The 26,009-nt window shown below is 67.6% G+C and carries 24 protein-coding genes; 11 read left to right on the top strand and 13 right to left on the bottom strand.

Annotation, left to right across the window (positions count from 1 at the left end):
- The first annotated feature begins 11 nt into the window (after positions 1-11).
- Together C1933_RS01465 and C1933_RS01460 are read left to right on the top strand one after the other, a co-directional pair.
- Entirely contained in the window at positions 12-1,115 is a 1,104-nt protein-coding gene (locus tag C1933_RS01465; RefSeq protein ID WP_108751897.1) for a catalase family peroxidase, read from the top strand.
- Entirely contained in the window at positions 1,112-1,648 is a 537-nt protein-coding gene (locus C1933_RS01460) for a cytochrome b (RefSeq protein ID WP_108751896.1), read from the top strand. Before C1933_RS01465 ends, C1933_RS01460 begins: the two co-directional genes overlap by 4 nt.
- Positions 1,649-2,026: 378 nt before the next feature.
- Here the strand turns inward: C1933_RS01460 and C1933_RS01455 are convergent, their stop codons facing one another.
- From C1933_RS01455 to C1933_RS01440, 4 genes are read right to left on the bottom strand one after another with little or no spacing between them, the layout of a single operon-like run.
- Positions 2,027-2,629 carry a response regulator transcription factor gene (locus C1933_RS01455; RefSeq protein ID WP_108748182.1) on the bottom strand — a complete coding sequence of 201 codons (603 nt, stop codon included), beginning with the start codon at positions 2,627-2,629 and terminating at the stop codon, positions 2,027-2,029.
- Positions 2,626-3,846 (bottom strand): sensor histidine kinase, encoded by a 1,221-nt coding sequence (locus tag C1933_RS01450; RefSeq protein ID WP_108751895.1) that lies wholly within the window; start codon positions 3,844-3,846, stop codon positions 2,626-2,628. The genes C1933_RS01455 and C1933_RS01450 overlap by 4 nt, the downstream gene beginning before the upstream one ends.
- A gap of 6 nt (positions 3,847-3,852) precedes the next feature.
- Positions 3,853-4,629, bottom strand: coding sequence for an ABC transporter permease (locus C1933_RS01445; protein WP_108751894.1), 777 nt, complete (start codon positions 4,627-4,629; stop codon positions 3,853-3,855).
- The gene (locus C1933_RS01440) at positions 4,626-5,522 is read right to left on the bottom strand and encodes an ABC transporter ATP-binding protein (protein ID WP_108751893.1); all 897 of its coding nucleotides are present in this window, start codon (positions 5,520-5,522) and stop codon (positions 4,626-4,628) included. The genes C1933_RS01445 and C1933_RS01440 overlap by 4 nt, the downstream gene beginning before the upstream one ends.
- A 203-nt stretch (positions 5,523-5,725) precedes the next feature.
- Between C1933_RS01440 and C1933_RS01435 the strand changes: the two genes are divergently transcribed.
- From C1933_RS01435 to C1933_RS01415, 5 genes are all read left to right on the top strand, one after another.
- Positions 5,726-6,973 carry an efflux RND transporter periplasmic adaptor subunit gene (locus C1933_RS01435; RefSeq protein WP_108751892.1) on the top strand — a complete coding sequence of 416 codons (1,248 nt, stop codon included), beginning with the start codon at positions 5,726-5,728 and terminating at the stop codon, positions 6,971-6,973.
- 104 nt (positions 6,974-7,077) lie between these two features.
- Positions 7,078-7,767, top strand: a complete 690-nt coding sequence (locus C1933_RS01430) for an ABC transporter ATP-binding protein (protein ID WP_004153799.1) — start codon at positions 7,078-7,080, stop codon at positions 7,765-7,767.
- 14 nt (positions 7,768-7,781) lie between these two features.
- Entirely contained in the window at positions 7,782-8,939 is a 1,158-nt protein-coding gene (locus C1933_RS01425) for an ABC transporter permease (protein WP_108751891.1), read from the top strand.
- 12 nt (positions 8,940-8,951) lie between these two features.
- Complete coding sequence (locus C1933_RS01420) at positions 8,952-10,268, top strand: ABC transporter permease (RefSeq protein ID WP_108751890.1); 1,317 nt, start codon at positions 8,952-8,954, stop codon at positions 10,266-10,268.
- Between the two features lie 414 nt (positions 10,269-10,682).
- A complete protein-coding gene (locus C1933_RS01415; protein WP_108751889.1) occupies positions 10,683-13,508 on the top strand; it encodes a TonB-dependent receptor in 2,826 nt (941 codons plus the stop codon).
- 159 nt (positions 13,509-13,667) lie between these two features.
- Here the strand turns inward: C1933_RS01415 and rarD are convergent, their stop codons facing one another.
- Positions 13,668-14,594, bottom strand: coding sequence for an EamA family transporter RarD (gene rarD, locus C1933_RS01410; RefSeq protein ID WP_108751888.1), 927 nt, complete (start codon positions 14,592-14,594; stop codon positions 13,668-13,670).
- A gap of 23 nt (positions 14,595-14,617) precedes the next feature.
- Positions 14,618-15,523, bottom strand: coding sequence for a drug/metabolite exporter YedA (gene yedA, locus C1933_RS01405; RefSeq protein ID WP_108751887.1), 906 nt, complete (start codon positions 15,521-15,523; stop codon positions 14,618-14,620).
- A 245-nt stretch (positions 15,524-15,768) separates the two neighbouring features.
- Between yedA and C1933_RS01400 the strand changes: the two genes are divergently transcribed.
- The gene (locus C1933_RS01400) at positions 15,769-17,103 is read left to right on the top strand and encodes an MFS transporter (protein ID WP_108751886.1); all 1,335 of its coding nucleotides are present in this window, start codon (positions 15,769-15,771) and stop codon (positions 17,101-17,103) included.
- Between the two features lie 31 nt (positions 17,104-17,134).
- Entirely contained in the window at positions 17,135-17,470 is a 336-nt protein-coding gene (locus tag C1933_RS01395; RefSeq protein WP_234414707.1) for a hypothetical protein, read from the top strand.
- Positions 17,471-17,740: 270 nt separating this feature from the next.
- Here the strand turns inward: C1933_RS01395 and C1933_RS01390 are convergent, their stop codons facing one another.
- The 4 genes from C1933_RS01390 to C1933_RS01375 all read right to left on the bottom strand — a co-directional run bounded on the left by C1933_RS01390 (position 17,741) and on the right by C1933_RS01375 (position 22,340).
- Entirely contained in the window at positions 17,741-19,393 is a 1,653-nt protein-coding gene (locus C1933_RS01390; RefSeq protein WP_108751885.1) for a M28 family metallopeptidase, read from the bottom strand.
- 78 nt (positions 19,394-19,471) lie between these two features.
- Complete coding sequence (locus C1933_RS01385; protein WP_108751884.1) at positions 19,472-20,404, bottom strand: MBL fold metallo-hydrolase; 933 nt, start codon at positions 20,402-20,404, stop codon at positions 19,472-19,474.
- A gap of 183 nt (positions 20,405-20,587) precedes the next feature.
- Entirely contained in the window at positions 20,588-20,884 is a 297-nt protein-coding gene (locus C1933_RS01380; protein WP_108751883.1) for a hypothetical protein, read from the bottom strand.
- 163 nt (positions 20,885-21,047) lie between these two features.
- Positions 21,048-22,340 carry a tryptophan--tRNA ligase gene (locus tag C1933_RS01375; RefSeq protein WP_108751882.1) on the bottom strand — a complete coding sequence of 431 codons (1,293 nt, stop codon included), beginning with the start codon at positions 22,338-22,340 and terminating at the stop codon, positions 21,048-21,050.
- Between the two features lie 108 nt (positions 22,341-22,448).
- Here C1933_RS01375 and C1933_RS01370 point away from each other — a divergent pair, with 108 nt between their 5' ends.
- Positions 22,449-23,273: a hypothetical protein gene (locus C1933_RS01370; protein WP_108751881.1), complete on the top strand. Its 825-nt coding sequence runs from the start codon at positions 22,449-22,451 to the stop codon at positions 23,271-23,273.
- 78 nt (positions 23,274-23,351) lie between these two features.
- On the opposite strand, the gene C1933_RS01365 is transcribed toward C1933_RS01370, so the two are convergent.
- From C1933_RS01365 to rocF, 3 genes are all read right to left on the bottom strand, one after another.
- A complete protein-coding gene (locus C1933_RS01365; RefSeq protein WP_108748166.1) occupies positions 23,352-23,573 on the bottom strand; it encodes a CsbD family protein in 222 nt (73 codons plus the stop codon).
- Positions 23,574-23,775: 202 nt separating this feature from the next.
- Positions 23,776-23,913 carry an entericidin A/B family lipoprotein gene (locus C1933_RS01360; RefSeq protein ID WP_108748165.1) on the bottom strand — a complete coding sequence of 46 codons (138 nt, stop codon included), beginning with the start codon at positions 23,911-23,913 and terminating at the stop codon, positions 23,776-23,778.
- A gap of 167 nt (positions 23,914-24,080) precedes the next feature.
- Positions 24,081-25,001 (bottom strand): arginase, encoded by a 921-nt coding sequence (rocF, locus tag C1933_RS01355; RefSeq protein WP_108748164.1) that lies wholly within the window; start codon positions 24,999-25,001, stop codon positions 24,081-24,083.
- 597 nt (positions 25,002-25,598) lie between these two features.
- On the opposite strand from rocF, the gene C1933_RS01350 reads away from it, so the two are divergent.
- Positions 25,599-26,003 carry a hypothetical protein gene (locus C1933_RS01350; RefSeq protein WP_108751880.1) on the top strand — a complete coding sequence of 135 codons (405 nt, stop codon included), beginning with the start codon at positions 25,599-25,601 and terminating at the stop codon, positions 26,001-26,003.
- The last annotated feature ends 6 nt before the right edge of the window (positions 26,004-26,009 follow it).

Raw genomic sequence — 26,009 nt, 5'->3', positions numbered from 1 at the left:
GGAACCCGACCATGCCCTTGTTCCGCTTTACCCGCGCCGGCCAGGGGCCGCGCTCGCCCCGCCCGCACACGCCCCTGCCCTGGATCGCCCTGATCGCGCTGATACTGGGCGGCGTTGCGCTCGTGTTCGCCTGGCTGGCCGGCTGGATCGGCGACCGCCTTACCGCGCAGCGCTTCACCGACACCATCGAAGCCACCGGCCCGGCCCATCCCGGCTTCCGCCGTGCGCACAGCAAGGGCATCTGCGTGAGCGGCTGGTTCGAACCCAGCGCACAGGCCCGCCCCCTGTCCAGCGCACGGGTGTTCTCGCAGCCGCGCGTGCCGGTGATGGGCCGCCTGTCGATCGGCGGTGGCGATCCCTATGGCGCCGACAACACCGCGCGGGTGCGCAGCCTGGCCGTGCAGATGGTGAGCGATGACGGCCAGGAATGGCGGATGGCGATGAACAGCTTCCCGTTCTTCGCCGTACCCACCGCCGAGGCCTTCTTCGAACAGACCCGCGCCGGCATTCCCGACCCGGCTACCGGCAAGCCCGACCCGGCGAAGATGGCCGCCGTGCTGGCGAAATACCCCAGCGCGCAGGCGTTCCAGCAGTGGGCCAAGACCGCGCCGTGGACCAGCAGCTGGGCCGACACCACCTATAACAGCGTGAACAGCTTCTGGTTCACCAACGCCCAGGGCCAGAAGCGCGCGGTGCGCTGGCGCTGGCAGCCGCTGGCGCCGGTAGTGGTCATGGATGCCGAGGCGCGCAAGCAGGCCAGCGTCGATTTCCTCAGCCAGGAACTGCGCCAGCGCCTGGCCAACGGCCCGGTGCGCTGGAACCTGGTGGTCAGCACCGCCGCCGCCGGCGATGCCATCGACGACCCGTCGGTGCCGTGGCCCGAATCCCGCGAACAGGTAGTGGCCGGCGTGCTCAGCCTGGACCGCATGCAATCGCAGGAAGAAGGCGCCTGCGGGCAGATCAACTTCGATCCGCTGATCCTGCCCAGCGGCGTGCGTGGCAGCGATGATCCGATCCTGGCCGCCCGCTCGGCGGTGTACTCACAGTCCTTCAACCGCCGCGAACGCGAACGCGCCGCCGGCAACGTCGAACAGCCGAAGGAGGCCGCACGATGACCACCGGCAACGGCCACTTCAACCTGCTGGCGCGGGTGCTGCACTGGACCATGGCGGTGATGATCGTGGCCATGCTGTTCATCGGTGTGACCATGGTCGCTTCGTTGCACCTGCGGCCGATGCTGATCGACCTGCACCGGCCGCTGGGCGTGGCGATCTTCGTGCTGGTGCTGCTGCGCCTGTACAACCGCCTGCGCCACCGGCCGCCCCCGCTGCCGGCCGATCTGCCGGCCTGGCAGGTGCTGGCGGCCACGGCGTCGCACTGGATGCTGTACGGGCTGATGCTGGCGATGCCGCTGATCGGCTGGGCGATGCTGTCGGCCGGTGGTTATCCGATCACCCTGTGGGGCGGCGTGCACCTGCCGGCCCTGGTGCCGCACAGCCCGGCGCTGTATGCCGCCCTGCGCAATGCGCACAGCCTGCTGGCCTACGTACTGTTCGCCACGGTGCTGATGCACGTGGGCGCAGCGCTGTTCCACCTGTGGGTGCGCCGCGACGGCGTGTTCCAGGCCATGGCGCGCGGCAAGGATTGAAGGGGTAGCGCCGGGCCATGCCCGGCGGATCGTTTCCGGTCCTGCGGGAAGGTGTCACTTTCTTTGCGCGCAAAGAAAGTAACCAAAGAAACGCTCCGCCATCCGCGAGCCGGCGCTGCGCGCCGGTACCCTGCGCTCCTCGGTCCGTCGAGGGACGGCGCCGAACTCGCTGCGCTCAGACACCGGCGCCTCTTCGCCCTCGCCGGACCTGCGGTGCTCGGCTCGCTACAAGGCGGAAACATCAACAGCCACAGCCGCGAGTGCCGGCATGTAGCGGAAGCCGCGCAAAGCAGTTCGCTTTCTGTAGAGCCGAGCCATGCTCGGCTGCTTTCCCCCCGTGAAAACCGCCCGCCGGGCATGGCCCGGCGCTACCGGTGCCTACAGCCAGCCTTTCTGCCGCGCCAGCCGGTACGCTTCGATGCGGTTGGCCACGCCCAGCTTGCCGATGCATTCGGACAGGTAGTTGCGCACCGTGCCGTGCGACAGGCCCAGCTGCTCGGCAATCTCGCTGGCGCTGCGGCCTTCGCCGGCCAGGCGCAGCACGCGGCGCTCGCGGTCGGTCAGCGGGTCGGCCTGCGACCAGGCGTCCAGCGCCAGTTGCGGGTCGATTGCACGAACGCCCTGCTGCACCTTGCGCAGGGCCTCGGCCAGGTTCTCCGCCGGGGCGTCCTTCAACAGGTAGCCCAGCACGCCCGCCTCCAGCGCGCGGCGCAGGAATCCGGCACGGGCGAAGGTGGTCACGATCACCACCTTGATCGGCAGCTCCTGCCGCGCGATGCGCTGGGCCAGTTCCAGGCCGGTCAGGCCCGGCATCTCGATGTCGGTCACCAGGATGTCCGGCTGCAGCTGCTGCAGCATCCGCCACGCGGTTTCACCATCGGCCGCACTGCCCAGCACCTCGATATCCGGTTCCAGGCCCAACAGTGCCGACAACGCACCGCGCACCATGGCCTGGTCTTCGGCCAGCAGGATGCGGATCATGCCGCGCCCTCCTGCGGCAGCGACGCCGACGCCGGGGCCACCGCCACCGTGGCCGCCGCCAGCGGCACGCGCACGGTCAGCACGGTGCCCTCGCCACGCGGCGACTGCACGGCCAGCGCACCGGCCAGCGCGGCCACCCGTTCGCGCATGCCGCACAAGCCATTGCCTTCGGCCTGCACCCCGCCGCGGCCGTCATCGCGTATCTGCATCACCAGTTGTCGTCCTTCCAGCATGAAGTCCACCTGCGCCTGCGTGGCCTGCGCATGGCGCACGATATTGGTGGCCGCTTCGCGCAGCACCAGCGCCAGGCCGCGTTCCACCTCCACCGGCATCGGCGGCGGCACGCTGTACTGCAGGTGCACCTGCTGGCATTCCAGCAGCAAGCGCGCCGAGGCCAGCTCACCGGCCAGGTCACTGGCGCGGATACCGGTCACCGCGCTGCGTACCTGCGCCAGCGCTTCGCGGGCAATCGCCTCGGCCTCGCCGATCTCCTGCCGCGCACGTTCGTCCTGGCGGTCGTACAGCTTGCGCGCCAGTTCCAGCTTCAGCGTGATCAGCGAAAGGGTATGGCCCAGCAGGTCGTGCAGGTCGCGGCCGATGCGCTCGCGCTCGGCGGTGGTGGCCAGCCGTCGTACTTCGTCCTGCGAAAGCTGCAGCGCCACGTCACGCTGGTGGCTGAGCGATTCCACGTTCACCACCAGGCCGACGATGAAGGACACCGCCGGCATCCACACCAGCGCCTGCCACGGGTAGCCGAAGTACAGCGCCACCGCGCCGAACAGCAGGTTCAAGCCGGTCAGCTGCAGCAGGTACACCCACCAGCCACCGCGCCCGCTCATGCGCAGCAGCACGCAGCCGAACACGAAGTAGCTCAGGCCCGAGGGATACCAGGGCAGCAGCACCAGTGCCATGGCGATCATGGCCAGCGCGTAGCGCCAGGCATGGTGGCGCGGCGCCAGCATCACGCGTGCGTACAGCAGCAGGAACAGCGGATAGCTGGCCAGGGTGATGAACAGCCAGCGCAGGGTGAAGCCATTGCCCAGCACCGGGGTCAGGAAGATCCACACCGACCACAGCAGGTGGATGGCCCCGCTCCACGGCGACTTGCCACGCCGCAGCAGATCGGCCACCGATGAATCCGGCGCAGGGCGCAGCAGCGACGCAAGCCAGTTCGATGGCACGGGGGAATCCAGGCGAGGATGATCGCTGTCGATCATGCCAGTTCAGCCGATCCGACGCAGGCGGCGGCGTGCCAGCAGCAAGGCTGCAGCAGCCACCAGCAGCAGCGCCAGCAGATGGCCCAGCGTACTGCCGGCCGCGGGCTGCCCCACCACCGGCAACGCCAGCTGCGCCAGGTGCCAGGTCGGCCACAACGGCGCCACCGTGGAAAACACCTTCGGCAGGGCCGCCAACGGCAGCCACAGGCCAGACAGCAGGGCCAGCGGCAGGTACACCAGGTTCACCACCGCCGGCGCCGCGCTGGCGCCCACGTGGCTGCCGATCAGCAGACCGATGGCCCCCAGCGGCACCGCGGCCAGCGCCGCCACGGCCAGCAGCTGCAGGATCTGCAGCGGCTGCAGGCGCACGCCACCGAAGGCATGGGCTACCGCGATCAGCAGCGCGGCAATCAACGTGGCAAACAGCACCGCCATCGCCAGCCGTGCCAGCAACGGCGCCGCCGGGGGCAGCGGCAGCGCGCGCTTGAGGGTCAGCAGGCCGCCTTCGCGGTCCAGCGCCAGCTGCACGCCGAAGCCGAACAGGGCCGGCGCCATGGCACCAAACACGCAGTAGGTGGCCAGCAGGTACAGCGGCGCATGGCCGCGCCCCAGCAGCACGCCAAACAGCAGGTAGAACAGCACCGGGAACAACAGCGACGGCAGCACGAAGGCCGGCGTTCGCCAGGCGCGGCGCAGCTCGGCCAGCAGTTCGGCGGCATAGGGGCGCAGCGCGGCACGGCAACGGCCTGCGCGGCTGGATTCAAGTTGGACGAGGGTGTTCATGCAGCCTCCCGGGTCAGGTCAAGGAACGCGTCGGCCAGGGCGGCGCCCTGCACTTCCAGTTCCTGCAGTTGCGCATCGGCGGCCAGCAGGCGTGCCACCACCGGTTCGGCCGGGCTGGCCAGCACCTGCAGATGCGCGCCGTCGCGCTGCACCTGCTGCACGCCCGCCCAGTGCTGCACGTCCTCGACAGCCAGCGCGCTGCGGCAGCGGATGCGGCGCGGCCGGTCGGCCAGGCGCAGCTCGGCCAAGGGTGCGTCGGCCAGCACCCGGCCGCCTTCCAGCACCACCACGCGCTGCGCCAGCGCTTCGGCCTCTTCCAGATAGTGTGTCGTAAGCAGCACGCCGCAGCCTTCGGCCACCAACTGCCGCACCGCCTGCCACATCCCCTGCCGGGCCTGGATATCCAGACCGGTGGTGGGTTCATCCAGGAACAGCACGCGCGGCCGGCCGCAGATGGCAATGGCGAACTGCACGCGGCGCTGCTGGCCGCCGGACAACTGGCCATAGCGGCGCCGTGCCACGTCCTGCAGGCCGGAGCGCTGCAGCACTTCGGGCAACGGCCATGGGTCGGGATAGCAGGCACGGGCCTGCTGCACCAGTTCGTCCACGCGCAGCATCGGCGGCAGGTTGGTGCTCTGCAGCATCACGCCCAGGCCAAGGCGGCTGGCGCGCTGCTGCGGATCACCGCCCAGCAGCTCCACCTGGCCGGCGTCGGCGCGGCGCAGGCCCAACAGCACGCTGATCGCGGTACTCTTGCCGGCACCGTTGCGGCCCAGCAGCGCCAGCACCTGGCCAGCGCGCACCTGCAGGTCGATACCGTGCAGCGCGGTGTGGTTGCCGTAGTGCACCTGCACCTGCTGCAGGCGGGCCAGCGACGGGGGAATCGGATCCATGGGCAGTGCCGGTAGCGGGGACGTTGCCATCCTGTGCCGCCATGGTCACATCCGGCAGTTGCCGCCGTCAGGAACTTCCAATGACAGCTGTCACTGCCCCTGCCGCCGTGCCTGCCGTCATGCTGTGCCGCACGCTCCACCGCCGGAACCGCCGCTGTCCGCGCCTCCGGTCACACCCGCCCGAACGCCTGTGATGGAACGCAATGAACGCTTCTGCCGAATTGTTGAAAGAACTCCGTATCGACCGCGGCGCGCCGCCGCCCCCGCGCGGTGGCGGTGGTTCGCGCCACTGGCTGTGGATCGTGCTGGCGCTGCTGGTGCTGCTGCTCGGGGGCGCGGCCTTCCTGCTGTTCGGCCGCGAACCGGCGGTGGAAGTAAGCACCGCCCCGGCCGTGGCCATCCAGCAGGGCAATGCCAGCAGTTCGGTGCTTGATGCCAGCGGCTACGTGGTGGCCCGGCGCATGGCCACGGTGTCGGCCAAGATCACCGGCAAGGTGCGCGAGGTCATGATCGAAGAAGGCATGCGGGTGGAGGCCGGGCAGATCATGGCCACCCTGGACCCGATCGATGCCGATGCACAGCGCAGCCTGTCGGCATCGCAGGTGCAGGCGGCACGTGCGCAGGTGGCCGGGCTTGAGGCGCAGCAGCGCCAGGCCGCCGCCGAAGCCAGCCGCCTGCAGGCCCTGGTGGGCCAGCAGCTGGTCTCGCGTTCGCAGTACGACCAGGCCGTGGCCCAGCGTGACAGCCTGCGCGCGCAGCTGGAAACGGCCCAGCGCAACGTCAAGGTCGCCAGCGACCAGTTGGCCATTGCCGATCTGGGCGTGGACAACAACATCGTGCGCGCGCCGTTTTCCGGCGTGGTGACCGCCAAGGCCGCGCAGCCGGGCGAAATCGTCTCGCCGCTGTCGGCGGGCGGCGGCTTCACCCGCACCGGCATCGGCACCATCGTCGACATGGACTCGCTGGAAATCGAAGTGGAAGTGGGCGAGGCCTTCATTGGCCGCGTGCAGCCGAAGATGCCGGTGGAAGCCACACTCAATGCCTACCCGGAATGGAAGATTCCGGGCGAGGTGATCGCCATCATTCCCACCGCCGACCGCGGCAAGGCCACGGTGAAGGTGCGGGTGGCGCTGAAGGTGAAGGACCCGCGCATCGTGCCGGAGATGGGCGTGCGGGTCAGCTTCCTGGAACAGGCGCAGCCGCAGGCCGCGGCCAGCACGGCGCAGGGCGTGCGCGTGCCGGACAACGCCCTGGTGCAGCGCGACGGCGCGTCGGTGGCGTTCGTGCTGGGCGATGACAACCGCGTGCAGCAGCGCAGCGTGCAGGCCGGCCAGGCCATGGGCAAGGACCGCCAGCTGCTGAAGGGCGTGAGCGCCGGTGAAACGGTGGTGCTGAGCCCGCCAGACGCGCTGCACGACGGCAGCAAGGTGCAGCAGAAACAAGCGCAGTAACGGCCTGGCGCCCGCGTGGCGCCGCCGGCAACACCGCTCGACGCCAGCCCTCCGGCCTGCAGCCGGCGCGCATTCCTGTTTCCCGCCTCTGTGGAGAATTCTCGATGTCGACCCTGGTTTCACTGCGCAACATCACCAAGACCTACCAACGCGGCCCGGAAAAAGTGCAGGTGCTGCACGGCATCGACCTGGACATCGCCCGCGGTGACTTCGTTGCCCTGATGGGCCCGTCCGGTTCGGGCAAGACCACCCTGCTGAACCTGATCGGCGGGCTGGACAACCCCAGCGGCGGCGAGATCAGCATCGAGGGCGAACGCATCGACCAGATGAGCGGCGGCCAGCTGTCCACCTGGCGCAGCCACCACGTCGGCTTCGTGTTCCAGTTCTACAACCTGATGCCGATGCTGACCGCGCAGAAGAACGTGGAACTGCCGCTGCTGCTGACCCACCTCAGCGCGGCCCAGCGCAAGCGCAACGCCGAAATCGCGCTGACCCTGGTCGGCCTGGCCGACCGCCGCAGCCATCGCCCCAACGAACTGTCCGGTGGCCAGCAGCAGCGCGTGGCAATCGCCCGCGCCATCGTTTCCGACCCCACCTTCCTGATCTGCGACGAACCCACCGGCGATCTGGACCGGCAGTCGGCCGAGGAGATCCTGGGCCTGCTGCAGCAGCTCAACCGCGAACACGGCAAGACCATCATCATGGTCACCCATGACCCGAAGGCCGCCGAGTACGCCACCCACACGGTGCACCTGGACAAGGGCGAGCTGGCCGACGCCCCGCTGGCCCACTGACGGAGGCTGCGGCGATGAAATACTTCTCCCTGGTGTGGGCGCAGCTGTTCCGCAGCCGTACCCGCACCCTGCTGACCCTGCTGTCGGTGGTGGCCGCGTTCCTGCTGTTCGGCATGCTCGATTCGGTGCGCGTGGCCTTCAATTCCGGTGGCAGCGTGGAAGGTGCCAACCGCCTGATCGTCGCCTCGCGCCTGTCCATCACCCAGTCGCTGCCGATCCGCCTGGAAACCCAGGTGCGGCAGGTGGCCGGCGTGCGCGACGTGGCCTATGGCATGTGGTTCGGCGGCATCTACCAGGACCCGAAGAACTTCTTCCCCAACTTCTCGGTGTCGCCCAACTACTTCGATGTGTACCGCGAACTGCAGATCGACCCGGCACAGCTGGAAGACTGGAAGCAGACGCGCACCGGCGCCATCGTGGGCGAAACGCTGGCCAATCAGTTCGGCTGGAAGATCGGCGACACCATTCCGCTGCAGGCCACCATCTTCCCGCGCGGCGGCAGCAACGACTGGCCGCTGCAACTGAAGGGTATCTACCGTTCCAAGGACCGCGCACAGGCCGGCAACGAAGAACGCCAGTTGATGATGAACTGGAAGTACTTCGATGAATCCAACGACTACATCAAGAACCAGGTGAGCTGGTACACGGTCACCCTGGACAACCCGGACCATGCCTCGCGCGTGGCCCAGGCCATCGATGCGATCTGGGCCAATTCCGACCACGAGACCAAGACCCAGACCGAATCGGCGTTCCAGCAAGCCTTCGTCAAGCAGTTTGCTGACATCGGCATGATCGTGACCTCGATCATGGGCGCGGTGTTCTTCACCCTGCTGCTGCTGACCGGCAACACCATGGCCCAGGCCGTGCGCGAACGCGTGCCGGAACTGGCCACGCTGAAGACCCTCGGCTTCAAGGACAGCACCGTGCTGGCGCTGGTGATGGTGGAATCGGTGCTGCTGATCGGCCTGGGCGGCCTGATCGGCATGGGCCTGGCCGCGCTGATCCTGCCAGCCATCGGCCCGAAGAGCATGGGCATGCTGCCGCCGCACGTCCCCACGCCCACCTGGCTGGTGGGGCTGGGCCTGATCGTGGTGATCGGCATCATCGTCGGCCTGCTGCCGGCGTTGCGCGCCAAGCGCCTGAAGATCGTCGACGCACTGGCCGGCCGCTGAGGAGGACACCCCATGAACAAGCTCAAGAAGTGGTTCGGCAACGCCTTCACCGTGTTGCTGCTGGCGGTGGGCCTGGTGCTGTGGATCGGCCTGCCCTGGTTTGGCGTGCTTGCCGTGGCGCTGCTGGTGGCGCTGTGGCTGCTGCTGACCCGCGGTGGGCGGCTGGCACTGGCCGCCACCCGCATCGGCGTGGCCAGCCTGCCGCAGCGCTGGGGCGCGTCCTCGGTGATCGTGGTCGGCATTGCCGGCGTGGTCGGCGTGCTGGTGGCCATGCTGGCCATGGGCGAAGGCTTCCAGGCCACGCTCAGCAACACCGGCGATGACACCACCGCCATCGTGCTGCGCGGCGGTTCGCAGGCGGAAACCAACTCGGTCATCACCCGCGAACAGGTGCCCACTCTGTCCACCCTGCCCGGCGTGGCGCGCGATGGCGAAGGCCGCCCGCTGCTGTCGCCGGAACTGTCGCAGGTGGTGAACCTGGTTTCGCGCGCCGACGGTACCGATGTCAACGCGCAGTTCCGCGGCGTTGGCCCGCAGGCCTGGGCCGTGCATGACAAGGTGAAGATCGTGCAGGGTCGCAAGTTCAGCGCCGGCCTGCGCGAGATCGTGGTCGGCCAGGGTGCGCAGGGCCAGTTCCGCGATATGGAAGTGGGCAAGACCCTCACCCTGGGCAACCAGAGCTGGACCGTGGTGGGTGTGTTCGCCACCGGCGATGCGCACGATTCGGAACTGTGGACCGACGCCGATACCCTGGCCACCACCTACCAGCGCAGTGCCTGGCAGTCGATCAGCGTGCGGACCGAAGGCAAGCCCGGCTTCGAGCAGTTCAAGGCCGCCGTTGCCGCCGATCCGCGCCTGAAGCTGGACGTGGAAACCACCCGTGCGTACTACAGCAAGCAGGGCGGTGGCCTGACCAAGCTGATCGACATCCTTGGCAAGGTGATCGGCACCATCATGGCGGTGGGCGCGGTGTTCGGCGCGCTCAACACCATGTATGCGGCAGTGGCCACGCGTGCGCGCGAGATCGCCACCATGCGCGCGATCGGCTTCCGCAGCCTGCCGGTGGTGACCGCGGTAATGCTGGAAACCATGCTGCTGGCGCTGCTGGGCGGCCTGCTGGGCTGCGCCGTGGCGTGGCTGGTGTTCAATGGCTACAGCGTGTCCACGATCGGCAGCAACTTCAGCGCGGTGGTGTTCAAGTTCCATGTGTCGCCGGAACTGCTGTGGACCGGCTTGAAGTGGGCGCTGGGCATCGGCCTGGTCGGCGGCTTGTTCCCGGCGCTGCGTGCGGCGCGGTTGCCGATCACCACGGCGCTGCGCGAGACCTGATCAACGCACGGGTGTAGGTAGTGATGGATGTGAGCGGGCGAAGCGAAGGCTTCGCCCGTTTTTTTTGGCGCGCCATCCACGCATGGCGTGGATCCACCGGCCGTCATTGCGCGGGCGCCATGCAGTAGATCCACGCCATGCGTGGATGAACCACCGCACACCACGCGCATTACAGATCACTCAATACCTGCCGCTATCGATGCCTCTGCGCATGCAAAACAGCGCGCGCGTGATGCTGCGCACATCCAGCCTGTGGATTGTTGGTTGCGATTCATTTTCGCGCGCAGGTGACACGCCGGGACAAACAGTTACGAATGAAAACACTCTAGAATCGCGCCCCCCACGTTGGTTTGCAGCACCCTCCGCGCCCACAGAACGGGCGCATGTTTTTTTCTGAAACACGAGATTTCACGGATGTTCCTGAAGACCACCCCGCTGCGCAACGCGATCACCCTCGCGCTGGCCGCCAGCTGCACCACCCCCGCCTTTGCACAGGATGCAGGCGACAACACCACCAACCTCGACCGCATCGAGATCACCGGCTCGCGCATCCGCCAGGCCAGTGTCGAAACCGCCCAGCCGGTGGTTGCGCTCAACCGCGCCGAGATCGAGAAGAAGGGCTACGTCAACGTTGCCGACATCCTGCAGGACGTGACCGCTGCCGGTTCGCCGAGCATGAGCCGCGCCTCCTCGCTGACCTCCTCGCGCGACTTCGGCGGCATGTATGTCAGCCTGCGCAACCTGGGCCCGGAACGCAGCCTGGTGCTGATCGACGGCCGCCGCATGGGCGTCAGCGCCGGCGGTTATTCGGATCTGGCCTCCATTCCTTCGGCCATCGTCGAGCGCGTGGAAGTGCTGACCGACGGCGCTTCGGCGCTGTACGGCTCGGACGCCATCGCCGGTGTGGTCAACATCATCACCCGCAAGAACTTCGACGGTGGCGAAGCCAGCGTCTACGTCGGCCAGTACGGTGAAGGCGACGGCCAGAAGCGCTCCTACAGCGCTACCTTCGGCAAGACCTTCGACCGCGGCTGGTTCAGCGTGGGTGCCGAGCGCACCAAGGAAGACGAAGTGATGGGCGGCGCGCGCGAGTTCAGCCGCTACGTCAACGGCCCGCGCCACCCCAATGACGGTCTGAACGGCACCACGCCGTGGGGCAGCGTCACCGTGGGTGGCAAGGCACTGACCGTCGGCCCGGGCGGTGACCCGACCGATGCGGCGAACTTCCATACGCCCAACCCGGCCGATGGTGCCAACACCAAGACCAACATGAGCCTGCTGACCGGCCTGGAGCGCACCTCGGTGTTCGCCAACGGTGGCTTCTTGTTCACCGACAACCTGCGCCTGGTTGCCGATGCGATGTACAGCAAGCGCGAATCGACCAAGCACCTGGCCGGCTACCCGTACTCGGTCACCGCCGCGCAGTCGCGCAATGGCACCCGTGCCGCCCTGTCCAAGGACAGCGCGTTCAACCTGTGGGGCCAGGACGTGCTGTTCTCGCACCGCACCGAAGAGATGCTGCGCGGCACCGAAAACACCCTGGAAACCAAGCGCGGCAGCCTGGGCCTGGAAGGCAGCTTCGAAACCGGTTCGCGTTACTGGGACTGGAACGTCAGCTACACCTACAACCGCAATGAAGGCGAGCGCGTCGGCACCGGCAGCATGTACCAGCCGAACGTGAACCTGGCCGTGGGCCCGTCGTTCATCGAAAACGGCGTTGCCTACTGCGGCACCCGCGATGCGGTGATCGCCGGCTGCGTGCCGTGGAACCCGGCCGCGCCGATGGGCTACACCGGCCCGGGCTCGCTGAGCAACCAGGACGTGCAGGACTACCTGTTCGCCCGCTTCGTGGACAAGAGCCAGACCACCACCAAGGTGGCCAGCGCCAACATCTCCGGTTCGCTGTTCTCGCTGCCGGCCGGTGACATCATGGCCGCCATGGGCTTCGAGCACCGCACCGAAGAAGCGCGCTACACCCCGGACCTGATGGTGCAGAACGGCCAGATTGCCGGCACCAGCGGCCAGCCGACCCAGGGCGACTACTCGCTCAACGAGGTCTACCTGGAACTGCAGGTGCCGCTGCTGGCCGACATGGCCTTCGCCCGTGAACTGTCGCTGGACGTGGCCGGTCGTTATTCGGACTACAACAACTTCGGTTCCACCACCAACAGCAAGTTCGGCCTGAAATGGAAGCCGATCGACAGCCTGCTGGTGCGCGCCACCTACGGCACCGGCTTCCGTGCGCCCACCGTTGACGACCTGTACGGCGGCACTGTCAGCAGCCGCGATTCGTTCACCGATCCGTGCGATACCTCCTTCGGCACCGCCGCCACCAGCGCCACCGTGGCTGCACGCTGCAAGGCCCTGAACGTGCCGGCCAACTTCCGCCAGCTCAACAGCGATGGCAGCGTGGCCAGCAAGCCGGGCCAGCAGGCCACCACCGATTTCAATTCGGGTTCCAACCCGAACCTGAAGCCGGAAACCGCCAAGACCTGGACCGTCGGCCTGGTCTACAGCCCCGACTTCGTGCAGGGCCTGGACCTGAGCCTGGACTGGTGGAAGATCCGCATCGACAACGCCATCGTTGGCGAGTCGGCCACCAACATCCTGGAACAGTGCTACGTGCAGGGTTCGGACGCCGCGTGCGGCCGCTTCACCCGCGGCAGCAACGGCCAGGTCAATGCGCTGGACCGTTCGCTGGTCAACGCCGGCTACCGCGAAACCGCCGGCTATGACATCAGCGCGCGCTACCGCCTGCCGGAAACCGCGTTCGGCAAGTTCGCCGTCACCTGGAACACCACCTACACCGACTACCTGGAGCAGCGTAACGACAACGCCGCGACCACTCCGGTGGAACAGCTGACCAGCTGGGGCGGCAACTTCCGCGTGCGTTCGACCTTCAACCTGGACTGGCAGTACGGCAACCTGGGCATCGGTTGGACCGCGCGCTACTACTCCAGCATGAAGGAGAAGTGCTCCTACATGGACGAGTGCAACATGCCGGGCTTCAGCTCGGCCTACACCGATGCCTCGCCGACCAACAAGGTGGGTTCGAACACCTTCCACGACCTGCAGGTGCGTTACGCCCTGCCGTGGGACGGCACCGTGTCGCTGGGCCTGAACAACGTGTTCGACCACCAGGGTCCGATCATGTACAGCCAGCCGAACAGCAGCTTCGTCTACTACGGCGGCTTCGACATCGGTCGTTTCATGTACATGAAGTACCAGCAGCGCTTCTAAGCACTGCACCCGCGTTCCCGTTCCGGCCAACTCTCTCCTGGCCGGAGATGGAAGCAGAACGGCGCCCCTCGGGGCGCCGTTCTTTTTTCCGCGGTCCTGGGGTCGGATCCCTTCGCATGGCGAAGGGCTCTGACCCCATCGTCTTCGCAGGCCCTGGGGTCAGAGCCCTTCGCGCTGCGAAGGGATCCGACCCCGCGCTGCGCGCATCGCCCGCACGTTCTCGGCCACGAACAGCACCAGTCCGGCCCAGATCACCGCAAACCCAATCGCCTTGCCGGTATCGAATGCTTCATGGAAGAAGAACACGCCCAGCAGCAGCTGCAGGCTGGGCGCGATGTACTGCAGGATGCCGACCAGCGACAGCGGAATACGCTTCACCCCGTAGGCGAAGCCGATCAACGGCACGGCTGTCACCACCCCGCCGAACACCAGCAGCAGATCGTTGCGCCAGCCCCAGCCGTGGAAGAACGCGCCGCCGTGGCCGTTCTCGGCCCAGATCGCAAAGCCCAGCGCCGGCAGGAACAGGTACAGGCTTTCCACGCCCAGGCCGGCCACCGGATCGACCGACACCAGCTTGCGCAGCAGCCCGTACAGCCCGAACGAGCAGGCCAGGCCCAGCGCGATCCATGGCGGCGTGCCCGCATCGATGGTCAGCCAGGCCACGCCCACCGCAGCCATGCCCACCGCCACCCACTGCAGGCGGCGCAGCCGTTCCTTCAGCACCAGCACGCCCAGCAGCACGTTCACCAGCGGATTGATGAAGTAGCCCAGGCTGGTTTCGATCACATGGCCGGCGTTCACCGCCCAGATGTACAGGCCCCAGTTGAAGGCAATGGTCAGGCTGGATACGGCCAGGATCGGCAGCGCGCGCGGCTGCGCGGCGATCTTCTGCCACCAGCCCAGGCGTGCGCTCAGCAGCAGCCAGGCCACCACCAGCACGGTGGACCAGATGATGCGGTGGGCGATGATCTGGAACGAAGGCACCTCGTTGAGCAGGTGCCAGTACACCGGCACCAGCCCCCACAGCACGAAGGTGGAGGCGGTGACCAGCAGGCCGCGGTGTTGTTCTTTTTCGTCGATGCTCACTGCGTCATGCTCACTTCGTCAGTTCACTTGTTTCGGGTCCGGGCCATGGTCAGCACCACCACGCCCAGCAGGATGACCGCCATGGCCAGGAAATCGCGCCAGCCGAAGCGCTCGCCATTCAATGCCGCGCCCAGCAGCACCGCGATCACCGGGTTCACGTAGGCATAGCTGCCGGCCAGCGCCGGGCGCACGTTGTGCAGCAGCCAGACATAGGCAGTGAAGGCCACGATGGAGCCGAACACGCACAGGTAGGCCATCGCCAGCAGGCCACCGGTATCGGGCAGGGTGGTCGGGCGTTCGCCCACGGCCAGGCCGATCATCACCAGCAGCACGCCACCGCACAGCATCTGCCCGGCGGCGGTCATGAACGGGCCGGGCAGATCCAGCCCGCGCGCCCAGACCGAGCCGAACGCCCAGCCGATCGGGGCAATCAACAGCAGCACCAGCCCGGTGGGCGAAGCGGTCAGGCTGCTGCCCGCGTTCAGCCACACCACGCCGACGAAGCCCACCGCGATGCCCAGCCACTCGCCACGGCTGGCGTGCTGGCCGCGCAGCGCGGAAAACAGCGCCATCCACAGCGGCACCGAGGCCACCGCCGTGGCCGCCAGGCCCGACGACACCTCGCGTTCGGCCAACACCACCATGCCGTTGCCCAGCACCAGCATGGTCACACCCATGATGACCAGGTTGCGCCACTGCCGCAGGGTCGGCCGGGGCAGCTTCAAGAACACCCGCAGGGCCAGGTACATCAGCCCGCCGGCAATGATGAATCGGCTGCCAGAGACCATGGTGAGCGGCAGCGCGCCGCCGTGCAGGGCCTTGGCGATGCCCAGGTAGGTGGATCCCCAGACCACGTAGACCAGCAGCAGTGCCAACGCGACAAGGCCGCCCCGGGGGGCAGCCGCAGAAGAAACAGGGGGAGCCGACATGACGCACCAGAAAGCCGGGGGAAGCCGGATTCTAGTGGGTTCGGCTGCATCGCGTACGACGATCTAGCTATGGTCCCTCCCCCTCGCCGCTGTCATCCTGTGCGGTCCCATGCCCTGCCCCGCCTGTTCCGGCACCTGGCGTTGACATGGGATGCAGTACCCAGGAGGCTGACCGCCAGCGCCCCGCGCGCGGCTGGCACCGATCTTTCCCGCACGGAAGCGCCGCATCGAGGATCCCCAACCGGATGAGCACCACGTCCCATTCCGCTGTCCCCAGCACCGACGGCGCCGCGCTGCGCCGATCGATCTCCAATACCCTCAAAGGCTCCGCCGGCAATCTGGTGGAGTGGTATGACGTCTACGTGTACTCGGTGTTCGCCGTGTACTTCGAATCGCAGTTCTTCTCGCCCGAAGACAAGAACTCCACCATGTACGTGTGGGCGATCTTCGCCGCCACGTTCCTGATGCGCCCCATCGGTGCCTGGTTCTTCGGCCGCTTCGCCGACCGCCATGGCCGCCGCCTGGCGCTCACTGTGTCGGTCACGCTGATGGCCGTCTGCTCGTTCCTGATCGCCATTACCCCCACCGCGGCCAGCATCGGCATCTGGGCAGCGATCATCCTGCTGTTCGCGCGCCTGCTGCAGGGCTTCGCCACCGGTGGTGAGTACGGCGCCAGCGCCACCTACATGTCCGAGGCCGCCATTCCCGGCCGCCGCGGCTTCCTGTCCTCGTTCCACTACGTCACCCTGGTCGGTGGCCATGTGCTGGCCCAGCTCACCCTGTTCCTGATGCTGAACTTCTGGGGCAAGCCGGAAATCTCCGAGTTCGGCTGGCGCATCGCCTTCGGCATCGGCGGTATCGCTGCCGTAGTGGTGTTCTGGCTGCGCCGTGGCATGGACGAGACGATGGAAGAATCGTCGATCGAAGCCGCGCGCGAAGGCAAGGCGAAGAAGTCCGGTTCGATGTACGAACTGTTCGTGCACCAGTGGCGCCCGCTGCTGCTGTGCTTCCTGATCACCGCCGGCGGCACCATTGCCTTCTACACCTACTCGGTGAACGGCCCGAAGATGATCCAGAGCGCGTTCGCCGCCGACGACCCGATGACCGCCACCCTGGTCAACCTGGGCGTGCTGACGTTCCTGATGGTGCTGCAGCCGGTGGGCGGCTGGCTGTCGGACATCATCGGCCGCAAGAGCCTGCTGGTGTTCTTCGGCGTGGGCGGCGTGCTGTACAGCTGGTACCTGATCACCCAGCTGCCGCACCAGCATGATGCCACCCTCGCCTTCCTGACCCTGGCGCTGGGCTTCGTCATCCTCACCGGCTACACCTCAATCAACGCCGTGGTGAAGGCCGAACTGTTCCCCGCCCACATTCGTGCGCTGGGCGTGGGCCTGGGCTACGCGCTGGCCAATTCGCTGTTCGGTGGCACCGCGCCGCTGCTGTACCAGGGCGCGCTGAAGACCGGCCACGTGGACTGGTTCGCCATCTACGTGACCGCCACGATCGCGGTATCGTTGGTGGTCTATGTGTTCTTCCTCACCAACAAGGGCCCGAACTGGCTCGACGGCACCCGCAAGTAACGCTGCGGTCCTGATGGCAGCCACCGGTGCAATGCCGGTGGCTGCGGTTTACCCGGCCACCCCACTGATGTGGGTGGCCTTGGGCACAGCCCTGGCCACGACGCTGGCCTGGCTGCTGCGACGCCCACCCGCGCAGGCCCAATGGCCGCGTATCGGTTTCGGCATCGCCCTGCTGCTGTTCTGCCTTGCCCTGCTGGTGGCGCTGGCCACCGTGCTGGGCGGCGATACCACGCCCATGAACCTGCAACTGCATCGCGGTGAGAACCCCGGCCGCCCGCTGGCGTCCGGTCCGCGGGCAGGTCTGTATGTAGCCGCCCTGCTCGCCAGTGCCTGGGGCGCATGGCGGCTGCTTCGTGGCCGGCGGTAACGGCGACGCGATTGATGTCGACTGGGTGATGGCGACTGGGTGACGGCGGCTGGGTAGAGTCGACTGGGTAGAGTCGACTGTTAGTCGACTGCCTTCCCGTCCGACGCATGAAACCCGCGCTTCGCGCGAAGTCGACTAACAGTCGACTCTACCGCAGGTGTCATGGCGCCGTTGCCATATCGCAGGCGTCATGGCGCCGTTGCCGTATCGCAGGCATCATGGCGGCGAGGTCATCCCCACGCCACCACGGCCGATCCAGCCGCCGCGCCATCAGCGGCGGGCGGCTTCGCTCTTCTCGCGGGCGCCGCGGAATTCGGACGCTTCTTCCCAGGTCGGCCAGCGGCGGCTGTTGGCCAGTTCGGCGCCCAGGTCGTACACCAGCAGGGTATCGGCGGCATGGCCGGCCGGGTCCCAGCTGGGGGTCCAGGCATCGCAGGCCTGGTGGTAGCAGTCGGCGAAGTACTTCTCACGCAGCGCACGGCCGGCTTCCACGCCACCTTCCAGCTTGTCCAGGCCCGGGCCGATGGTGATGGCCGGCACGCCCAGGCGGGCGAAGGCGAAGTGGTCAGCGCGGTAGAAGAAGCCGGCTTCCAGATTGGGGTCCGGGCTGTAGCTGCGGCCGCGAGCCTTGGCGACGCGCTCCAGATCCCCTTCCAGCGACACGCGGCCCTTGCCCCACGAGGCAATATCGCGGGTGGCGCCATCGGGGCTGAACATTTCGATGTTCAGCACGGCGGCGGTCTTTTCCAGCGGTGCCAGCGGGTGCGCCGCGTAGTAGCTGGCGCCCAGCAGGCCCTTTTCTTCAGCGGTCAGGGCCACGAAGAACAGCGTGCGCTGCGGCTGCGGGCCGGCGGCGAACACCCGGCCCAGCTCCAGCACCGTGGCCACGCCCGTGGCGTTGTCGATCGCACCGCGGCGGATGCGGTCTCCCTTGGCGTCGGGCTGGCCGATGCCGAAGGCATCCCAGTGCGCCGAGAAGATCACGGCCTCATCGCCGTGCTCGCCACCGGGCAGCTTGGCCACCACGTTGCGGGTCACCACCTGTTCGCGCTTAAGCGCGAATTCCGCGCTGAGACGGGCATTGTCCAGCTGCACCGGGCGGAAGTCGGCCTGCATGGCCTTGCGCTTCTCGGCGTCGAAATCCAGGCCGGCGTCGGCGAAGATCGCCTCGGCCAACGAGCGCTGCATCCAGCCACGCAGCGGCGTGTGCTGGGCCATCGCCTCGGCGTTGCTGCGCTCGATATCGAACAGCGGCGAGGTGCCCGAGCTCTTCACCGTGGCCCAGCCGTAGGCGGCCGGGGCGGTCTCGTGCACGATCAGCACACCCTCGGCGCCACGGCGCGCGGCCTCTTCGAACTTGTAGGTCCAGCGGCCGTAGTAGGTCACCGCCTTGCCGTCGAACGCGCCCGGCGCATCGGCTTCGAAGTCGGCATCGTTGATCAGCACCACGGCGATCTTGCCGTGCAGATCCACATCCTTGTAATCGTTCCAGTGGCGTTCCGGCGCATCGATGCCGTAGCCGACGAACACCAGCGGTGCGTTCTTGATCTGCACGCGCTTGCGCGGCTGCAGGCTCTGCAGGGTCACGTCCTCACCGTTCACCAACGCGCGGCTGCCGCCCTTCAGGGCCAGGCTGGCCTTGGCCGCGCCATCCAGCTGCGCACGCACCAGCGGTACCGGCTGCACCCAGCTGCCATCGGCACCACCGGGCTGCAGGCCATAGCTGCGGAACTGTTCGATCAGGTACTGCACCGTGCGCTCTTCGCCTGCCGTGGCCGGGGCGCGGCCCTCGAACTCGTCCGAGGCCAGCACGCGCACGTGGCGCGACAGCGCCTGCGGATCGATGCCGCCACCGGGCAGATCATTGGCCGCATGGGCCAGGCCTCCGACGAACAGGCAGGACGACAGCAGCAACACGCGCATCGGATTCACGGCAATACCACGGCAGGAAGGGATGCCCTGCAGTGTAGCGTGACAGTGCGATGACGGCGCGCGTTGCGTTCAGCGACGCACGCGGTCCAGCCAGCAGGCCAGGCCCTGCGCGTTCAATTCGATATCCATGGCCAGCACCTCGGCCACCGCGGCCTGGTCAAGCGCGCAGCCATGCGCCTGCGCGCGTTCCAGGTACAGCGCCTGCAATGCCGCCAGCAGGCAGCGGTGGCGATCAGGCCGCCCATCGCATTGGCGGCCGATGGTGGCCATGGCATCGATCTGCTCGATCAGATCGGCCGCCAGCGCCGGCACCTGCTGCACCCGCCCGTAGTGGGTCAGGTACATCGCCTGCGGGTCGTACGCCAGCATGCGCTGGATCGACGCCTTCATGGCCTCGGGATCGAACTGCACCGGCGAAGACGTCGGGAAGATGAAGGCGCCCTTGGCGCTGTCCAGTTCGCGGTAGGAAATGCCGAAGGTATCGCCGGTGAACCAGCTGCGGCTGCGCGCATCCCACACACAGTAATGGTGCAGCGCATGGCCGGGGGTGTGCAGCAGCAACAGTTCGCGGCCGGCCAGATCGATGCGGTGGCCATCGTCGGCCACCACCACACGGTCTTCGGCAATGGGCTCGATGCGGCCGTAACTGCGCGCGATTTCCTCGGCGCCGTACACCGCGGTGGCGCCGGCAATCAGCCGGGTGGGGTCGATCATGTGCGGTGCGCCGCGCGGGTGCAGCACGGCACGGGCATTGGGCAACTGCTGCATCAGCAGGCCGGCGCCGCCAGCGTGGTCCAGGTGCACGTGGGTCAGCAGCAGCCAGTCCACCGCTTCCGGGCCCAGGCCGGCATCGGCCAACGCCTGCAGCATCGCCGGTACCGACAGGCCGGTACCGCAGTCGACGAAGGCGGCGCGACCGTTTTCCACGATCAGGTAGGCGGCATCGAACTGCGCCCGCTGGAAACCGGTATCGATGGTGTGGATGCTGGGGTCGGCGGTCATCGGCACGCACCTGGCAGGATCAGGAACAGACGCCCATGGTAGGCCGCCGCAGGGGGCGGGTTCGATGCGGCTTTGGTCGGAGGGGCACGGGGGCCGGGGGTAGAGTCGACTGTCAGTCGACTTCGCGCGAAGCGCGGATTTTTGGCGATGCCCGGCAGGAGAGCAGTCGACCAACAGTCGACGCTACCTTTGCAGGTACCTCGGCCGCAGCAGCAGTGCCAGCACCAGCACTGCCAGGAACGCGCCGTAGGCGTACAGCACGGCCAGCACCTGCGGCCAGATCGGGCCGGCACCGGCCTGCACCAGGCCGATATGGTGGCCCCACAGCATGGCCACGATGCTCAGCACGAAGGCCAGCACCAGGCTGGCGCTGTCGAACACGCGCCGCCGCAGGGTGCGCGGCTGGCGCGGGAAGAGCCAGTACAGGCTGCCCAGCAGCAGGAACCAGGGCAGGAACAGCAGCAGCGACAACCAGGCCATTGCAGACTCCCCCTATGTTTGCGTGTGGTACGTAGCGTTGAGCTTGCTCGACGGCCCTTCTGTAGAGTCGAGCCATGCTCGACTGGCGGATCAACAGCAGTCGAGCATGGCTCGACTCTACATCAGGGCGAAGTCGAGCAAGCTCGACGCTACAAGGGCCACGTTACTCGGCGCGCAGCGCCGCCAGTGCGGCCAGCACGGCCTCTACGTCGGCTTCCAGCTTGAACAGCTCGCTCTGCAGTGCGTCGCCCTGCTCGGCCTGCTTGAGCACGGCAATCAGCTGGCCGGCATCACGCGGCGAATCGAAGCCTTCGCTCTGGATCAGCAGCGTGCCGTCGCCGGCGGTCAGCTTGAAGTAGAAGCGGCCGTCCTTCTCGCGGTACTGCTTGAACAGCGGCGGGGCCACGCGGGCCACGCCGGCGTCTTCGCTGGCGATGTCGCCTGCGCTGGACAGATCGCGCAGGCCCACGGCGTGGCGCAGTTCGTCCAGCAGCGGCATGGCCAGCTGTTCGCGCAGCTGCTGGCCGCGGCGCTTCAGCAGCGCTTCGATCTTTTCCGGTTCGGCCATCAGCGCGTTGTAGCGCTCACGCAGCGGCGACAGTTCGCTGTCGATGCGCTCGAACAGCTGCTGCTTGGCATCGCCCCAGCTGATGCCCTCGGCGAAGGCCTGGGCAAACGCGGCGGTCTGCTCGGCGCTGGCGAAGGCCTGGTACATCTGGAACAGCGCCGAACCTTCGGTGTCCTTCGGTTCACCCGGTGCGCGCGAATCGGTCAGGATCGAGAACACCAGCTTCTTCAGCTCCTCGCGTGGGGCGAACAGCGGAATGGTGTTGTGGTAGCTCTTGCTCATCTTGCGGCCGTCCAGGCCGGCCAGGGTGGCCACCTGCTCGTCGATCACCACCTCGGGCAGCGGGAAATACTCCTTGCCGTACACGTGGTTGAAGCGCTGGGCGAAGTCGCGCGCCATTTCGATGTGCTGGATCTGGTCACGGCCCACCGGCACCTGGTTGGCCTTGAAGATCAGGATGTCGGCGGCCATCAGCACCGGATACATGAACAGACCGGCGCTCACGCCGGCATCTTCGTCCACGCCTTCCTCGCGGTTCTTGTCCACCGCCGCCTTGTAGGCATGGGCACGGTTGAGGATGCCCTTGCTGGCGATGGCGGTCAGGAACCACATCAGTTCGGTGGTTTCGCGGATATCGCTCTGCCGGTAGAACCACACGTGTTCCGGATCCAGGCCGCAGGCCAGCCAGCTGGCGGCGATTTCCAGGGTCGCGCGCTGGGTGCGCTGCGGGTCCTGGGCCTTGATCAGGCTGTGCAGGTCGGCCAGGAAGAAGAAGCTTTCGATATCCGGCGCGCGGCTGGCGGCGATCGCCGGGCGGATGGCGCCAACGTAATTGCCCAGGTGGGGCGTGCCGGAGGGGGTGATGCCGGTAAGGACTCGGGTCGTCATGACTGCGTGCGGAAACCTTCGATGAACGGGGCCAGTTTACCGCGTGCCGGGCCAACCCCGTCGGGGCCGGCCGTGCGTTTGTTCACTCGAGCCCACCGGAGACCTGCCATGAAGCGCCTGCTGCCCCTGCTGCTGATCCTGCCCCTGGCCGGCTTCCGGCCCGCCCCGCCGCCGTCGGCCCCCTACCCGCAACAACCGGTGCGGATGGTGCTGGTGGACCGCGACCGCGATACCGAACTGCGCAGCTATGCCGCCGACGGCCAGCAGTGGGTGGCCGGGGAACGCGGCCACCGCTACGCCGTGCGCCTGTACAACGACAGCCCCCGGCGGGTGCTGGTGGTGCTGTCGGTGGACGGCATCAATGCCATTTCCGGCGAAGATGCCGATCCGTCGCAGACCGGCTACGTGCTCGACCCGGGCCAGAGCGCGGACATCACCGGCTGGCGCAAGAGCCAGGACGAAGTGGCCCAGTTCGTCTTCAGCAGCCCCGGCGGCAGCTATGCCAGCCGCACCGGGCGGCCGGACAACATCGGCGTGGTCGGCATGGCGGTGTTCAACGAGGCCTACCGCTGGCGCCCCACCCCGCGTCCGCCGCTGCGCCATCTGCCGCCGCCGGCACCGGCCGCGCCGGCCCCCGCCGCCGAATCCGCCGCGGCCGACGCCAGTGCCAGCCGCATGGAAAGCAGCAGCGCCAGCAAGGCGCGCAGCCAGGCCCCGGCGCTGGGCACCGGCCATGGCGAGCGCGAGTACTCGCAGGTGCGCGATACCCAGTTCGAGCGCGCCAGCCGCACGCCCACCCAGGTGGTGCAGCTGCGCTACGACAGCGCCCGCAACCTGCGCGCACGTGGCATCCGCCTGGATGCACCGTCACGCCTGGTGCAGGAACCGCAGGCCTTCCCCAACCGCTACGTGCCCGATCCGCCGGCGCGCTGAGCGCACACAGCACGACGCCCGCACCATTTCGGCGCGGGCGTCGGGCTGTGGGGACGCTCAGGTGCCTGAGCGCGGGACTTACCTGAAGTCCGGATAATCCTTGCGCACGCTGTCCGAGAACTCGCTGACTTCCTTCTCGGCACGGTCCTTCGCCCAGCCGTAGCGTTCCTGCAGACGGCCAGCCAGATACTCCGCGTTGCCTTCTGCCACATCGAAATCATCGTTGGTCAGATCGCCCCACTTGGCCTGGGCCTTGCCCTTCAGCTGCGACCACTTGCCGGAAATGATGTCTTTGTTCATTGCTGGAATCCTTGGTTGCAACGGCGTTCTTACCGTGACTCCAGCTTCGCGCACTGCCTGTTGAACAGCGGTCAACCCACCATGAAAAGCATGCTCACCTGCTTGAATGGTTCACTACCCGGCGCGTTGCACCGCGCCTGCACGCACGCACGAAAAAGGCCGGGACATGCCCGGCCTTTCCGTGTGTCGCACCACCGCAGGCTCAGTTGCCCTTGGCGGCATCCTCGACCTTTTCGCCAGCCTTCTGCACATCCTTGCCGGCACCGGCAACGGTATTGCAGCCGGACAGCATGGCCACCGAGAACATCGACAACAGCATCAGGGCAACTACACGCTTCATGAGCTTCTCCTTGGGTTGGCCGCTACACCGCGCACATCGCGGGTCGGATTCTGTCGGTTGGCGGCGGTACCCGAAGGCACCGCCGTCGCTTGACGTGCAATCTGGCGGCAACGGCGTGGAGCGAGTGTGAACGGCGCTGCTGGCCATTCAGACTGCGGCAGGCAGGCTCAGTCGCGCATCAGGGTGGATTTGCCGAACAGGCTCTCCACCAGGTCCACGGCCAGCTCGGCGGTGGTGTTGTGGTTGTCCAGCAGCGGGTTCAGTTCCACGATGTCCAGCGAACCCATACGGCCGCTGTCGGCAATCATTTCCATCACCAGCTGCGCCTCGCGGTAGTTCACCCCGCCCGGCACGGTGGTGCCCACGCCGGGGGCGATGCTGGGGTCAAGGAAGTCCACGTCGAAGCTGACATGCAGGTGGGTGTTCTCATCCACACCGGCCAGCGCCGCTTCCACCGTGCGCTTCATGCCGTTCTCATCGATGTAGCGCATGTCGTACACATCAACCCGGTGGGTCTTGATCAGGCGCTTCTCGTCCGGGTCCACCGAACGGATGCCGATCTGGTGCACCTGGGTGGGGGCGATGGCCGGGGCGCTGCCGCCCAGCCGGGTCAGTTCATCCGGGCCCAGGCCGCACAGGCAGGCCACCGGCATGCCGTGGATGTTGCCCGACGGGGTGACATCGCTGGTGTTGAAATCCGAATGCGCATCCAGCCACAGCACGCGCAGGGTCTTGCCCTGCTCACGGCACCAGCGCGCCACGGCGGTGATCGAACCGATGCCCAGGCAATGGTCGCCGCCCAGCATGATCGGCATGCGCCCGGCCTGCAGTTCGGCGTAGCTGGCCTCCATCAGTGCACGGTTCCAGGCCACCACTTCATCCAGATGGCGGTAGCCGGCCACCGGTGCCGTCCACGGGTTGCGCGGGCCGTCCAGGTTGCCCAGGTCGCGCACGTCCACGCCGCGCGCGGCCAGCGCCTCGGGCAGGCCGGCCACGCGCAGGGCTTCCGGCCCCAGCCGCGCCCCGCGATGGCCCGCGCCCACATCGGTGGGTACGCCGATCAGGGTGACGGAAATGGGATGGGCCATGGGTGCCTCCTGCGAACGAAAAAGAGGCACAGTCTAGCCAGAGGCGTGTGACACCACTCGCGGCGGTGCAGCAGGGGCGCGGCCGGTGCAGCACGCGGTGGACAGCATCATGTGGACGTGGTGGGATGCAGGAGCACCCACGCGGTTAAGCGACCTTTGCAGGGCGACGCGCACCTGGCCGATGACGCACGTCGCGATGCTGCGCATGTTGCGCGTCCGTGCGCACCGCGCGTTCTGTCGTTTTTGCCTTGAAATCAGCGCTTTTAGCCAAAAACGACAATTCAACTTTCCGATCAGAAAGCGCGAATGCATCGCGAGAATCAATTGGCGCAGCCTCTTCCCGCGTGCCAATCATGAATCGCCACCGACAACGGGTGGCCGGGTTTCCAACCCCGAAGATCTTGATGTTGTTTACGCTTGCCAGCCGGCGTCGTCGTTCCGTGCGCGACGCCGGCTGGCAATCCGTCCGCGTCCATATGGCGGGCGGTGCGTGGGGGCCTCGTGCCCACCGGCTTCGTCAAGATCACCGGGATTGGAACCACGCATCGCCCGCCACCCGCAGCCGGTGGCGCTCTGCCCCGCTTCGAGGATGCCCGCATGACCCGACCGCCGCACCCCTTTCTGACCGCCACCCTGGGCGACGCTGCCGCGCAGCTGCCGCCGGAACTGGCACGCCCGCTGGAAGCGGCCTTTGCCGCCGCCAACGAAGTGCCCGATCCGCTCACCCTGCCCGCCTGCCTGCAGCGCCTGCGCGCCGGTGAAGCGGCCGATGGCCAACCCTGGCGGCGGCCGGTCTGCTCGCCAGCACAGGGCCAGGCGCTGGCCCGCGCCGACCGCGCCAACACCGGCCTGACCACGGTGCTGGAACTGCTGCACGCGGCCGAACGCGTGCGCGTGGATGGGGCCACCAAGGACGATATCGGCGACGCCACACGCGAAGGCCTGCTGCTGGCCTGCCGCGGGCTGGCCGAATACGTGGGGCAGCAGCTGCAGGCCGCCTGAGCCGGA

Origin of the sequence: Stenotrophomonas sp. ZAC14D2_NAIMI4_6, assembly GCF_003086875.1 — a bacterium.
Classification (GTDB): Bacteria; Pseudomonadota; Gammaproteobacteria; order Xanthomonadales; family Xanthomonadaceae; genus Stenotrophomonas.
This window is presented reverse-complemented; position numbering and strand designations above follow the sequence as displayed.